Here is a 14,158-nt window from a genome sequence, read left to right on the forward strand (position 1 = left end):
CCACGGCGGCGAAGGTAGCGAAAGCCACGGTGGCGAAGGTGGCGAAAGCCACGGTGGCGAGTCCAGCGACGTAATCTTCAGCCACTTTCCGGCAGCTGGCGGTGGTGAAGGCGGCGAAGGTGGCGAAGGTGGCGAAGGTGGCGAAGGTGGCGAAGGTGGCGAAGGTGGTGGCCAGGCACTGAACGCCATGACCTCCCCCGGCGTGTACTACACCACGCTCGGCTTCATGGAAGGTCACCTGAGCATTGCCCAGGATCTTTATGAATCCGGCCATGCTCTGCAAGGCACACCACACCTGTCCCACCCCCTGGTGGAACACTACCCTGCAGTCGATGAGGCGCTCGAAGCCCGCAACCAGTCAGGGCTCGAGGAAGCGTTACGTGCTTTGTCCGATAAGGCCGGGCAGAGTGACGACTGGACCCAGATCGAGCCAGTCTTCAAGCGCGCTCAGGAAGCTATCGACGCAGCCCAGGCCAACGTTGAGCCGGCCAAGCGCAATGACCCGCGGTTCATTAGCGATGTGACCCTGGCCCTGCTCAAGCAGGCTAGCGCAGAATACGAGGAGGCCGTCGAGGACGATCAGTTCGTCAACCCTACCGAGTACCAGGACGGCCGTGGCTTCGTTCTAGTAGCCAAGGAACTGTGGCAGTCCAACGCCGAAGCGCTCAAGAGCGCCGACGCCGATGCCTACCAGAAGTCCCTTGAGGAACTCGACACCTTGGCCAAGGCCTGGCCCGCGCCCCAGCCACCCCAAGCCCCGGCGATGTCGCCCAACGAGCTGCATGGCGAGGTGTCCCGTTTCGAGTTGGCCACGTCCGCGTTCCGTTAATTGAGCGGCAGGCGCTGCCGGTTGAAAGTCCCGGCAGCGCCACCATCTCATTGGCTGTGACTATGCTTGCCATGCAATGAAGCCGCTGTCCTGTCGTACAGCGATACGCTAGCATCGTGGCAGATTCCAGACTCAGTGAGGAAGACTCATGACCGACACCAATGCCATCGGCCTCAATCAGGGCAATGCCAGCCAGCTGGCCGACAAGCTCAACACGCTGTTGGCTAACTATCAGATTTTCTACATGAATGTGCGCGGCTATCACTGGAACGTGAAAGGCCACCAATTCTTCGAACTGCATACCAAGTTCGAGGAGTACTACACCGACCTGCTAAGCAAGGTCGATGAAGTCGCCGAACGCATTCTTACCCTGGGCTACCAGCCGGTCCATGCGTACAGCGACTACGTCAAGCTCTCCTCGATCGAGGAAGACAAGAACGTGCATGATGGCGAAGCCTGCGTGCGTGGCATCGTCAAGGGCTACCAGACCCTGATCGAACTGCAGCGTGAGTTGCTCAGCGTCGCGTCCGATGCCGATGATGAGGGCACCGCCTCACTGGCCAGCGACTATATTCGTGAGCAGGAAAAGACCGTGTGGATGCTCAACGCCTACCTGGGCTGAGCAATCTGTAGCCGTCACTTGCACGCAACGCCGCCCTTCGGGCGGTGTTTTTTTGACCGCTCACTGCGCCCCTTCCTGCTCATCCCAACTGATTCTCGGCCGCTCCACCTCGTCGAGCTCGGCCTCGCGTCGCAGTTGCTCGGGTAGCGACTTCTTCATACGTACGCCGAGACGTTCGAGCTCCACGGCCTGGCTGACCAGGTTGCCCTGCCCGGTCTTGAGCCGATTCATGGCCTGGCCGTAGCTGCCCTGGGCTCGCTCCAGATGCCGGCCCACCTCCTCAAGGCTTTCGGCGAAGCCACTGAACTTGTCGAGCAGCCGACCGGCACGTTCGGCGATCAAGCGGGCATTTTCGTTCTGACGCTCCAGGCTCCACAGGCTGGCCACGGTTCGCAGGCTCGCCAATAGCGTGGTGGGCGTCACTACCACCACGTGGCGGGAAAAGGCGTCCTGAAACAGCAGGTCGTCGTTCTCGAAAGCCACCGCGAAGGCCGGCTCCACCGGCATGAACATGAATACGAAGTCGGGCGAGGTCAGTCCTGGCAGACGTGCGTAGTCGCGCTGCACCAGTGCCTCGACATGGCTGCGTACCGACTGGACATGCGCCTTGAGCGCCGCGGCACGTGCCGCCTCGTCCTCGGCATTGACGTAGCTGACGTAGGCGTTGAGCGAGACCTTGGCATCGATAATCAGATGCTTGTCGTCGGGCAGGTAGATCACCGCGTCGGGACGCTGACGCCCGTTGTCGCCGTCAATGGAAACCTCGCGCCGGTATTCAATGTCGCGGCGCAGGCCAGAGCGTTCCAGCACCGTTTCCAGCACCATCTCGCCCCAGTTGCCTTGCATCTTCTTGTCGCCCTTGAGCGCCTTGGCCAGATTGGCAGCCTCTTCGCTCATCTGGCGGTTGAGACCAGCGAGCTGTTCGATCTGAGCGCGCAACGTGGTGCGCTCACGACTGTCCTGGCCGTGGAGCTCCTCGACGCGACGCTGAAAGGTGCCCACCTGTTCCCGAAACGGCTTGAGCAACGCCTCGAGACTCTCCCGGCTATGGCTGGCGAAGGTGCGTTGACGTTCGTCGAAGATCCGCCCGGCCAGCACCTCGAAATCCTGCTTGAGACGTTCGCGAGCCTCCTCCAGCAGGGCCAGCTTCTCGGCGTGGTGCGTACGCTGCTGGTCGCGCTCGGTCTCGAGGCGAGCCTGGCGTTCGCGTAACGCCGCCAAACGTTCATTGAGCGCCTCCAGGCGCTGGTCGCGCTCGGCCAGTTGCTCACGCACGCTGTCGAGCTGGGCATCGCTGTGGGCCAGTTCCTGCTCCAACCGCTGACGCAGCGATTCGCTCTCGTCGAGATGCTGTGTCAGTGCCTGTTGCCGTAGTTTCGCCCGTCGCCACGTCACCAGCCACAGGCCGATGGCAATGGCCATCCCCCCCAACATGGCGGCCTGCCAGGCTGGTGTAGACAGCAAGTCGCTTACTGCTGCCATGAAGCGAGGCTCCTTGTCAGTTGTAGGACGCTAATCATCTTCTATCCTTTCAGAGTCGTGCCCGAGAAGCGCGACTCGCTGTACGTTCTGTAACACCCTGTCCCCTTGTTATCGTCATCCGCAATCCCAAGGACAGGAGCAGTAGCGATTTGCAGGTTTCATGGATCGCCGCGAAGGTATCCGGTCAGGCCGGCTCCAGTCTACCGGAGTCGGCCCCACACCGCTTTCGTGGCTGCAAGGAGCAAGGAGGTAGCTATGAGTCAGCAACTGAACGGCAAGCAGGTCGCCATTCTTGCCACTAACGGTTTCGAGGAATCCGAACTCACGGAGCCCAAGAAAGCGATGGAAAATGCCGGAGCGACCGTGCATATCGTTGCGCCCAGCAAGGAAGGTATTCGTGCCTGGGCCAAGACCGACTGGGGCGATACCTATGATGTCGACAAGAGTCTCGACGAGACCAACCCCACCGATTATCACGCTCTGGTCCTGCCGGGCGGGCTGTTCAACCCGGATAGCTTGCGCCAGGACGAGAAAGCCCTGACCTTCACCCGGCACTTCTTCGAAGCTCACAAGCCGGTCGGTGCCATCTGCCACGGCCCTTGGGTACTTATCAATGCGGGGGTCGTGCAGGGCCGCAGCCTGACCTCATTCCCCTCGGTATCGCAGGATCTGAAAAATGCCGGTGCCGAGTGGGTCGATAAGGAAGTGGTGGTCGATAGCGGGCTCGTCACCAGCCGGACGCCCAAGGATCTCGACGCCTTCTGCAGCAAGCTGGTGGAAGAAATCTGCGAAGGGAAGCACACTAACCAGCATGCGTGAGCCATGCCGCATGACCTAACTGGATGCCCGCCTCTTCGGGAGGCGGGTATTTTTATGGTTAGACTGGAAGAGATTGATCATCCCGGCCAACGGAGGGCCGTCATGCCACGACATGTTCCTTCACCGCTGCGCAAGACCGCACGCCGGCTACTGCATCTGCTCGCCAAGCCAATGAAATCGGATCGTGGTCGCGGCGGTGTGGTAGTGCACGCCTATCGCGGCTACGGGTCGGCCAAGGAAGTGTTCGTCATGGGGCGGGTATTCCGCCAGCCAAGCCTGGGCCTGCCTCTTCGGGAAGGTACCCTGCTGCGGGATGTCATCGACATCATGCGCCGCCTGTTTCGCTGGGGCGTCAAGCATGTCGAGGTCACGCTTTACCTGAACGGACGCCAGAAGACGGTGACTACCGACCGTGACGGTTACTTCGATGTCCACCTGATCACGCAACCACAGTTACCAACCGACCGCAGCTGGCATCGCGGTGAGCTCAGCGTGACCATGCCCAGCCAGCGCACCGTCAGCAGCACCGCAGAAATCTATGTACCGCCTGCCGCCGTCGACCTGGCCGTGATCAGCGACATCGACGACACGGTGATGTATACCGGCGTCGCCAACAAGCTGAAGATGATGTATCGGCTGTTCTTCAAGAAAGCCTACCAGCGCACCGCGTTTCCGGGCGTCGCCGCGTTCTATCAGGCCTTGTTCGCCGGCCCCGACGGCCAGCGCTGGCGCCCGATGCTTTACGTCTCGCGCGGGCCGTGGAGCATTTACGAGGTCCTTGAGGAGTTCTTCCAGCGCAACGGCATTCCGGTGGGGCCGATCCTGTTCCTGCGCGAGTGGGGGCTGACCCTGCAGCGCCCGCTGCCCCGACGCGCCACGGAACACAAGGCACGCCTGATCGAGCAGATGCTGGGGCTCTATAACGACCTGCCCTTCGTATTGATAGGCGATAGCGGGCAGCACGATCCTGAAACCTACGCACGAATCGTGCATGCCTATCCCGGCCGTATCCGGGCGATCTACATCCGCAACGTCAACCATGACGCCTCTCGCGACGATGCCATTGCCCGTCTCGCCAAAGAGGTTGCCGAGACCGGTTGTGACTTGGTGCTAGCCTCCGACAGCGTGCATATGGCCGAACACGCCCGCGCTCATGGCTTGATTTCCGCGGCCGGGCTGGAGGCAGTCAAGCGCGAGACCCAACGGGAAAATCAGTTGCCCCCATGACAGTCATGCGAATGTCATGCTGCCTGACGTTCCGCAAGGTCCTCGATCAGGGCACGCAGCAGGGACCAGAACTCTTCGACCGAATCGAGTTCGACTCGCTCGTCTGGTGAGTGAGCGCCGCGAATCTGAGGCCCGAAAGAGATCATTTCCAAGGCCGGATACTTGCCACCCAAGATGCCGCACTCCAGCCCGGCATGGATCACCTTGACGTCGGGGTCGCTGCCCAGCAGGTGCTGATGCAGGCGACGAAAACGGGCCAGCAAGGGGCTTTCGGGATTCGGCGTCCAGCCGGGATAGGCATTTTCGACTCGCGTCTCGGCGCCGATAAGACTGAACAGGGCGCGGAAGCGATCGGCGATATCCGCCGTGGCGCTGTCGCGCAGCGAACGTACCAGCGCACAGAGGTGGAACCGACCACGCTCAAGGGTCACCACGCCGAGATTGTTGGAGGTTTCGACCACCCCCGGCACCTCAACGCTCATCCGCTCGACACCATAGGGTGCGACATGCAACGCGGCGACCAGCATGTGACTGGCCGTGCGAGTCAGCGCCTCGTCCGGCGCGGTATCCAGCGCGTCCAGTTCCAACACCAGGCCATCATCGATCCCGGTCAGCTCCGCGGCCAGTTCGGCCTGCAACTCGGCGACCCGAGCCTGTGCCGCTTCACCCTCGTCGGCATCCAACGCCAGGGTGGCGAAGGCCTCGCGCGGCAAGGCATTGCGTAGGGTCCCGCCGTGATAATCGACCAGGCGTGCGCCATAGGGCTCCAATGCACGCAGTACACGTACCAGCAATCGGTTGGCATTGCCGCGTCCCTTGTGAATATCGATACCCGAATGGCCTCCGACCAGGCCGGTCAGGGACAGTCGCCAGCCCCGTTCATCGTCACGCAGGGCGCTGGTCGGCAGGTTGGCCGAAACCACCACATCGGCCCCCCCGGCGCAGCCGATATAGACCTGGCCCCGGTCCTCCGAGTCCAGGTTGAGCAGCAGACTGCCCTCTAGCCAGCCCTCGGCCAGCTGTAGCGCACCGCCCATCGACGACTCTTCTTCGACGGTAAACAGGGCCTCGAGCGGCCCGTGGCGCAGTGTATCGTCCTCGAGCACAGCCAGTGCAGCGGCCACGCCCAGGCCATTGTCGGCGCCAAGCGTGGTGTCGCGGGCATGCAGCCAGCCATCGGCGATATAAGTCTCGATGGGATCCGTGGTGAAGTCGTGGGGGTGGTCGGCGTTAGCCTGGGCAACCATGTCCAGATGCCCTTGGAGAATCACGCCAGGCGCCGACTCGCAACCGGGCGATGCCGACTTGCAGACCCTCAGGTTACCAGCGGCATCACGGTCATGTGTCAGGCCTCGCTCGTCTGCCCAGCGCTCGATGATCGAGGCCAATTGGTCCTCATGGCCGGAGGGACGCGGCGTATTGCACAACGTGCGGAAGTGTCGCCAGACGATGGCCGGCGATAGCGTATCCAGATGTTCGTTCATGACAGCACCCCCTACTTGAGACTCCGATACCTTACGCGGCACGACGGACGACGCAAGCTTTCGATACGCCGGCCGTGCGTTTAGGATGGCGAATCGCTCACCGACACTGGAGACGTCATGCCTCGCCTCACTTGGAAAATCAGCCTGCTAGGTCTGGGCTTATTGCTGTTGGTCAGTGGCTGTTCACCGATCCCCGACATGCCCGGGCCGATCGGCATTCCCGGGCTGTAAGGGTTACGTACGCGTATAGACACGATAGCAGTCCAGTCATGCCAGCAACCGCTCCGCCAGAGTCCGCCAGTGGGCCAACCGCTCCTTGCGGCCTGCGGGCCCTGCATGTGTGCCGGCCTGGAACAACGGCGCGGCAAAGGCAGTCAGTTCGACGTCGGCATCTGTCCGCTCCGGGTCGCGCCACCAGGCTAGCCAGGCGGTAGCCAGCCAGGGCCTGACAGCGGCCAGTTCGCCACCGCCCCGGGCAAACCATGCCACACGTGCTCGTGTCGTGGCGTCAGGCACTGGCCGCTCGCCTTCCCATAACAGGGCCGCCACCAATTCAGGCTCGAGCCTGCCCAGCTCGAAAGCCAGCAGGCTGGGCAACAGGTCTCGATAATCACGACCAAGGCGCGCCAACTCGGCTCTGCTCTGTGTTGTAAGCGCCCGCCCCATCATCAATGCATGCTCGCCACTTGCCGCCTCGCGGGACAGCCCGAGGCGCAGGGACACGAAGCCAAGCGAGCGCCAGAACACCAGCAGCGACGCTTCAGCACCGAAACTCACTCCCAAGCGATCAATCCCCTGGCTGGCCATCCTCTTCGCCAGACTCTCGATCAACTGCCGCCCGATGCCGAGACGTCGCGCTGCCGGATGGACCGCAATGCGTGTGATCCGGCACCAGCCTGCCTCGGCGGCCTCGGCTTGGCCGGCATGCGCCGCCAGTGACTGAGCCAGCAGGTGACCGCGTGGACGCCGTTGACCCAGGGCAATCGCCTGGGCCAGACCTGCCGGAAAACCGCCCTCCTCGCTCGCCTGGCAGATGCCGACGCAGACCCCGCCAGCATAAGCGGCCAGCAGATGCGTGCCGGGGCCATCAAGCAGCTGGCGCAAATCGGCTGGCGTGGTGCGGTAATGAGCCTGGACCAGCAACCCGAAGAGCGCGTTCAAACGAACATCGTCGTCGGCCAGCGTGTCTCGGTCGAGCACAACGAGGCGTACATCATGATCGGCCAACGCCTGAGTGACTTGCGGCCGCTCGTCGGGCTCGGCATCGAGCAGCAACAGATCACGAGTGACCGCCTCCAGAGGATCGCCCTCGGCCCAGCGTACCGGCTGGGCGAGGCGCAGCTCGCGCCAACCGGGCGTGTCGCGCTCGAGACGCTCACGAAAGCGCAGTGCAAAGCCACGCCCCGTACCCTCGTAACCGTGAACGGTAGTGGCGAAGGCGATGCGCGGGAAGGCCGATAGCCAACGGCTCAACAGGGGCGAAGGGATTGCCGCAGCCTCATCCACGAACAGCGTTGGTGGCGAACTGAGGTCAACATCAGGCGCCTGCAATGCCTCGAGCAGCGCATCCGGGGCCAGAAACCTCACCTCGGCCCCGGCGCCGTCGATTCCAGCGTAGAACGTATTCCCTTCGCGTCGCCCCTCGGGCAGCAATGCCGCCAGGCGCTCGAATAGCGGTTCCACCGCGGCCGGGCGCGGCGCAGTAACCCACAGGCGACGTTCGCCGGCCTGCAAACGTCGGACGGCAGCGATGCCAAGCGCTGCGCTCTTGCCACGCCCACGATCGGCAGTGAGTACCACTGGCCGACGGCGACGCAGACGTGTCAGACGCCTGACGGCTTGGGCCTGATCTTGCGTCAGGCAGGCAGCGTCATCAGGAGGCGCCGACACGTCATCCTGACGTTCCGCGGGCAGGGTCAGGCCGGCCGCCCCGACAGGCCAGTGCTGCACATGGGGGGACTCCCCCAGCCGCCGCGCGAGACGCGCCAGGTAGCGGGCGCTCAGCGACTCCGCCGTGTGCGGCCAGGCTGCCAGACGCGCATAGTCGGCATCCGGCCCCGGCACACCGATACGCCAGGTCTCCGGCGTCAGCAGGACCAGCAGGCCACCGGCCCGCACGGTCCCCGAAACGGCACCGAAGGCATCCGGGTCGAAGCCTGCCCTCAAGGAGGCGGCATCGAAGATCACCAGATCGTGCTCGCCCCCCAGCCGTGTCCGTGCCTTGGCGGCAGGCAGTGCAGCGATGCCATCCAGGCCGGGCTCAGGCCCTAGCCACAGCGGCGACTGCCAGCAACGTGCCTGCCACAGGGCATGGGCCTGGGAGACGGCCTCGCTCGCCGGTTCAGCGACCCACAGCAGGGCGCGGTGACGGCGCGCATTCAGACGGTCACAGAGGTCGTTGAGAGTATCGAAATAAGACATGGCGCCTAGCATGCGCCACGCGAACGGGTTGCGCCAGCACCGGCCGGCGCAACCCGGTGCGTCATGGCTCCATCAATTTCTCGATGGTGATCGGCAGGTCGCGGATACGCTTGCCGGTGGCGTGGTAGATGGCATTGGCGATGGCAGGCGCGATCCCGGTCAGGCCGATCTCGCCAACCCCGCGCGCGCCGAACTCGTTGAAGGCGTAGTCAGGATTGTCGAGCAGTTCGACGTCGATCTCTGGCATGTCGGCGTGGCTGGTGACGATATAGTCGGAGTAATTGTTGTTGATCAGCCGGGCATCGCGCGGGTCATAGTCGAGTTTCTCGAATAACCCCATGCCAATACCCATGACGATGGCCCCTTCGACCTGATTACGCGCCGTGACCGGATTCACCGCCCGGCCAATGTCGATGCTGCTGACCACACGCGACACACACAAGCGGGAGATACCCGGATCCCAACGCACCTCGACGAAGTGCGCGCCGAACGAGCGGAAGCTGTACTGGTTCTGTTCGTCGCCAGGAGCCGCCTGCCCGTCGCCACTGACACTGCCTAGCTTCTGCCCCGAGAGCAGATCGTCGAAGGCGACCCGCTTGCCCTGCTCGTCGGCCAGCGCGCCATCACGAAAGGCCAAGCCGTCCGGGTCGGCGCCGGTGAAGGGCGCATCTTCGTCGGTGGCGACTTCCTTGAGTTCATCGATGGCGGCCCGCACTGCCGCCGCCACGGCGGGCAGCGTGGTCGCCGTGGCCATCGAGCCGCCGGATAGCGGCCCGGCTGGCAGGCTGGATTCGCCCAGACGCACCTCGACGCGATCCAGCGGCACTCCGGTCAGTTCGGCGACGGTCTGAGCGACCACGGTATAGGTCCCGGTGCCGATGTCTTGGGTACCGCAGGCGGCCATGACCGTACCATCGGCGCGCAGTTCGACGCGCGCCATGCACGGCTGACGACCGGCAGTCCAGGAACTGGTTGCCATGCCCCAGCCGAGAATCTCGTCGCCCTCACGCATCGAGCCCACGCGGGGATCGCGTCGCTCCCACCCGAAGCGCCGAGCCGCGCTGTCATAGCAAGTATCGAGGTGCTTGCTCGACCACGGAAGGCCCTTGGTGGGATCTTCGTAACTGTAATTGCGACGGCGCAGTTCCAGTGGATCCATGTCGAGCGCGATAGCCAACTCGTCCATGGCGCATTCCAGCGCATAGATGCCCGAGACCTCACCCGGCGCGCGCATCGGACACGGCGTACCGTGGTTGACCTCGAGCAGGTGATGGCTGATTGCAGCGTTGTCGCAGGCGTAGAGATTCAGGGTCGGCGTACCCACCGAATCGACATAGGGATGCACGAACGAGGTTTCGGTAGTGCTGTCATGGCGCATCGACAACAGGCGGCCCTGTTCGTCGGCAGCCAGACGTAGGCGTTGACGCGAGGCGGGCCGATTGCCACCGCTGGCCATGTCCTGCTGGCGCGACAGCACGGTCTTTACCGGGCGACCCAGTTCGCGGGCGGCCGCCGCCGTGGCAACCGCATGCGGCCACATGAACAGCTTGTTGCCGAACCCCGAGCCAATGTAGTGGGAAATGACCTCGACCTTTTCTTCGGGCATATCGAAGATGCGCGCCATGGCCTTGTGCTGGTAGACCACCCCCTGGGTCGATTCGTGGACGATAAGCCGATCATCGCGCCACTGCGCCAGGGTGGCATGCATCTCCATCTGCATATGACTCTCAGGTGCGATGGCATAGACATGATCGATCTTTACCGGAGCGCGTTCGTAGGCGCTGTCGGGATCGCCGCGCAAACCGCCTTCGGACTCGAGTGGTCGGCCGTCTTCCCGCGTCTCGAGCAGGCCCGGCCTCGCCCCGCTATCCTGATGGTAGCGGGCCTGAAGGGCATGCGCCGCCGCACGCGCCTGCTCGTAGCGCTCCGCTACGACCATTGCCACGTACTGACCATCGTAATGGATGCGTTCGTCTTCGAAGGGCAGACGCACCTCGCTGACCTGGTCCTGGTGGGCCTGGCTGCTCGGTGAACGATAAAGCTTGGGAAAATTGCCGTGGTGATAGACCGCCACCACGCCGGGCATGGCCAGCACCGGCTCGATGTCCAATGCTTCCAGTGTGCCGTGAGAGATGCTCGCCGGCACTGGGTAGCCGTGCAGCATGTTGTCGACATACCAGTCGGTGGTGTAGTCCGCGCGGCCGGTCAGCTTGTTCTCGCCATCCACCCTTGGGGTGCGATGGCCGATGACTTGGGTATCCATCCGTGGTGATCCTCTCAGCGGGGCTCGTTGGCGTTCTCGGCATCCTTGCAGGCTTCGCGCAGCGCGCGCACGATCGCCTGACGCGCCAGCGGGATCTTGAAGGCATTGTGCTCGTGGGGCACCGCGTCCTGCATCGCCGCCTCGGCCGCCATCTCGAAGGTCGAGACCGCTGCCGGCTGATTGTGCAGGGCCTGCTCGGCCTCGTGGGAGCGCCATGGCTTGGTGGCCACCCCACCGAGCGCCAGGCGTGCCTCATGAATCACGCCGTCTTGGATGGATACTAGTGCCCCGGCGGAAGCCAGTGCGAATTCGTAGGAAGCACGATCACGCAACTTGAGGTAATACGCCCCGGCGCCCTCGATCGGTGTATCCAAGGTGATATAGGTAATCAGCTCGCCGGGACGGAGTTCGTGCTCCTTCTCGGGCTGGTCCCCAGGCAGGCGGTGGAAGTCATTGAACGCTATCTCGCGTTTGCCATCGGGCCCTTCCAGAGTCAGGGTCGCTCCGATGGCCGCCATGGCGATGCACATGTCCGACGGATGAGTGGCAATGCACTGATCGCTCACGCCCAGCACCGCATGCATGCGGTTGATGCCATGCATGGCGTCGCAGCCACTGCCCGGTTCGCGCCGGTTGCACGCCGCCGATGCGTCACGATAGTAAGGACAACGCGTGCGCTGCATGATGTTGCCGGCAGTGGTCGCCATGTTTCGCAACTGGGTGGAGGCTCCGGCAAGCAATGCCTGGGAGAGCAGCGGATAACGCGCCTTGACCTCGGGATGGTGCGCCAGCTCGGTGTTGGTTACCGTGGCACCGATGCGCAGCCGGCCGTCGTCGAGCGTTTCCACCTCGCCCAGCGGCAAGCGATTGATATCGACGAGTTGCGTAGGTCGCATCACGTCGAGCTTGACCAGATCAAGCAGCGTGGTCCCGCCCGCCACGTAGGCGACCTGATCGTCGGCACCATGCGTGGTCACGGCCTGCGTGACATCGTCGGCCGTCCTATAGGCGAAGGTCCTCATGAGCGACCCTCCGTACCGGATACCATTACCTGGCGCGCGTCCTGAACGGCCTCGAGAATGTTCTTGTAGGCACCGCAACGACAGATATTACCGCTCATTGCCTCACGCACCGAGGCGTCATCAGCGGCAATGCGGTCATCCTCGAGCAGGGCAGCGGCCGACATCATCTGGCCGGGGGTACAGTAGCCACACTGGTAGGCGTCGTGATCGAGAAAGGCACGCTGCACCGGATGAAGCTCACCGTTGCGCGCCAGACCCTCGACCGTGGTGATGTGCTGGCCTTCGCACATGACCGCCAGGCGCAGGCACGAATTGATCGCCTTGCCTTCGACATGCACGGTGCAAGCGCCACATTGGCCGTGATCGCAGCCCTTCTTGGTTCCGGTCAGGTGCAGCTCGTCGCGCAGCGCATCGAGCAGGACCACATTGGAGGTGACTTGTAGCTGGCGCGGCTCGCCGTTGACGAACAGGTTCACGGTGACCGTCTCATCGGCCTGTGCCGACGTTTCGGAGGGTTCCATCATGCCATTCCTCATCCTTGTAAGCGGTACGTTACGGAGTACCGTCGGCGACATACGCGCCGCCTGGCAGGGTTACTTCACAACCCTAGGAGAGGATGGTCGGATCGACAAACGCACGGTGTGAAAGAAGAAGGAGGTTCCCAGGCATCTTCTCTCCTCAGGCTTCGATGCGTTTCAGGAACAATACGAGCGGCACACACGCGACGTAGATCAACCCCAGCCACAGGCAGATGTCGTTTCCCCGAGCGACGCCCAGTGCATTGCCCGGGCACGGCGCTGTGCCACTTTGTTCCTGCGTGGTACCGCTAGCTCCTGAATGCATGGCTCGGTCGAGATCAAGTCAAGGTCAATACTTGGCCATTCAGCGCACGCCCCGCCCCCCCGGCCAGGAAGCGCGCGCAGTCGGCTACCGCGGCGCTCGATGCCCCCTGAGGGCATAACAGGTTGACGCGCACGTCCGGCCCGCTGGCGTCGGCAAGCTTACGAATAAGTGCCGCCAGCGCCTCACGCACCATGCTTGCCGCCTGGGTATCTCCATCCGGCGCAACGGCTACCAGGCGCCCTCCACCGCGGCTGTGCATCCAGGCCCGCGCCACCTGCAACAGGCTCGACGGGCCGGCCACCTGCTCTACCAGACGACGCTCCAGCGGCACACTACGCGACAGCGACTGCGGCGCACAGACCAAGACATCCAGGCGTCCCAACCGGCCCAGCAACGCGTCCAGCGACCCGTCTCCAGCGACCAGGCCGAACCTGTCGTCATGCTCGCCCCCCAAACCATCAAGCACCCGCTCCAGGCTAGCCGCATCCGGTGTCAACAGCGCCACGGTGGCGCCCTCTTCAAGGAAGGCCCGCGACAGCGCCTCGAGCAACTCGTCGCCGCCAGCGATCAATACACGCTTGGCCATGTGCGCTCCTCACAACAGGCCCGGTAACCACAGCACCAGCGCAGGGAAGGCGATGCACAGCGCCAGTCCGGTGAGCTGCAGCACCACGAAGGGGATGATCGAGCGATAGATGGTCCCAATGCTGATCTGCCCCTCGGTGATGCCCTTGAGGTAGAACAGCGCGTAGCCGAACGGGGGGGTCAGGAAACTGGTCTGCAAATTGATCGCCACCAGAATGGCGAACCAGACCAGCAATGCCTGACCCGACAGTCCAAAGCCGAAGTCGAGCAGCTCGACCACCGGCGCCACCAAGGGCAGTACCACGAAGCTGATTTCAATCCATTCGAGGAAGAACCCCAGCACGAATATCAGCGCCATCAGCAACAGCAGTAGCCCATAGGGACCCAGGCCGGTACCGGTGATCATCTCCTCGATCATGTAGTCGCCGCCCAGGCGCTTGAAGACCACCGAAAAGCAGGTCGCGCCGATCACCACGAACAGGATCATTGCCGAGGTGCGCGACGTCTCGCGTACCGCGCTGCGCAGGGTCGCCCAGTCCAGGCTGCGCATCGCCAATGCCA

The 14,158-nt window shown here is 63.4% G+C and carries 12 protein-coding genes; 4 read left to right on the top strand and 8 right to left on the bottom strand.

Features of this window, described 5'->3' with window-relative positions; all coding sequences use genetic code 11:
• Window positions 1-829: 4-helix bundle domain-containing protein (locus F568_RS22005; protein ID WP_019017136.1), on the top strand; the 829-nt coding region annotated here is incomplete at its 5' end.
• A gap of 148 nt (window positions 830-977) precedes the next feature.
• Window positions 978-1,451, top strand: a complete 474-nt coding sequence (locus F568_RS0102590) for a Dps family protein (RefSeq protein WP_019017137.1) — start codon at window positions 978-980, stop codon at window positions 1,449-1,451.
• Window positions 1,452-1,511: 60 nt separating this feature from the next.
• Here F568_RS0102590 and F568_RS0102595 read toward each other — a convergent pair whose 3' ends face one another.
• A complete protein-coding gene (locus tag F568_RS0102595; RefSeq protein WP_019017138.1) occupies window positions 1,512-2,933 on the bottom strand; it encodes a DNA recombination protein RmuC in 1,422 nt (473 codons plus the stop codon).
• Window positions 2,934-3,188: 255 nt separating this feature from the next.
• Here F568_RS0102595 and F568_RS0102600 point away from each other — a divergent pair, with 255 nt between their 5' ends.
• Together F568_RS0102600 and F568_RS0102605 are read left to right on the top strand one after the other, a co-directional pair.
• Complete coding sequence (locus F568_RS0102600) at window positions 3,189-3,752, top strand: type 1 glutamine amidotransferase domain-containing protein (RefSeq protein ID WP_019017139.1); 564 nt, start codon at window positions 3,189-3,191, stop codon at window positions 3,750-3,752.
• A 102-nt stretch (window positions 3,753-3,854) separates the two neighbouring features.
• The gene (locus tag F568_RS0102605) at window positions 3,855-4,979 is read left to right on the top strand and encodes an App1 family protein phosphatidate phosphatase (RefSeq protein WP_019017140.1); all 1,125 of its coding nucleotides are present in this window, start codon (window positions 3,855-3,857) and stop codon (window positions 4,977-4,979) included.
• A gap of 14 nt (window positions 4,980-4,993) precedes the next feature.
• On the opposite strand, the gene F568_RS0102610 is transcribed toward F568_RS0102605, so the two are convergent.
• The 7 genes from F568_RS0102610 to F568_RS0102645 form a co-directional block, all read right to left on the bottom strand.
• Window positions 4,994-6,463: an aminoacyl-histidine dipeptidase gene (locus F568_RS0102610; protein WP_019017141.1), complete on the bottom strand. Its 1,470-nt coding sequence runs from the start codon at window positions 6,461-6,463 to the stop codon at window positions 4,994-4,996.
• Window positions 6,464-6,730: 267 nt separating this feature from the next.
• Window positions 6,731-8,884: a tRNA(Met) cytidine acetyltransferase TmcA gene (locus F568_RS0102620; protein WP_229804214.1), complete on the bottom strand. Its 2,154-nt coding sequence runs from the start codon at window positions 8,882-8,884 to the stop codon at window positions 6,731-6,733.
• A gap of 61 nt (window positions 8,885-8,945) precedes the next feature.
• Entirely contained in the window at window positions 8,946-11,147 is a 2,202-nt protein-coding gene (locus tag F568_RS0102625) for a xanthine dehydrogenase family protein molybdopterin-binding subunit (RefSeq protein WP_019017144.1), read from the bottom strand.
• Between the two features lie 14 nt (window positions 11,148-11,161).
• Window positions 11,162-12,169 (bottom strand): FAD binding domain-containing protein, encoded by a 1,008-nt coding sequence (locus F568_RS0102630; RefSeq protein ID WP_019017145.1) that lies wholly within the window; start codon window positions 12,167-12,169, stop codon window positions 11,162-11,164.
• Window positions 12,166-12,693, bottom strand: coding sequence for a (2Fe-2S)-binding protein (locus F568_RS0102635; protein WP_019017146.1), 528 nt, complete (start codon window positions 12,691-12,693; stop codon window positions 12,166-12,168). Before F568_RS0102635 ends, F568_RS0102630 begins: the two co-directional genes overlap by 4 nt.
• A 332-nt stretch (window positions 12,694-13,025) precedes the next feature.
• On the bottom strand, window positions 13,026-13,598 hold the full coding sequence (locus F568_RS0102640; RefSeq protein ID WP_019017147.1) for an SDR family NAD(P)-dependent oxidoreductase: 573 nt from the start codon (window positions 13,596-13,598) through the stop codon (window positions 13,026-13,028).
• Window positions 13,599-13,607: 9 nt separating this feature from the next.
• Window positions 13,608-14,158, bottom strand: a 551-nt coding sequence (locus F568_RS0102645; protein WP_019017148.1) for a TRAP transporter large permease subunit, incomplete at its 5' end; no start/stop codon positions are given.

It is taken from the genome of Modicisalibacter luteus DSM 23508, from assembly GCF_000378505.1.
GTDB lineage: Bacteria > Pseudomonadota > Gammaproteobacteria > Pseudomonadales > Halomonadaceae > Modicisalibacter > Modicisalibacter luteus.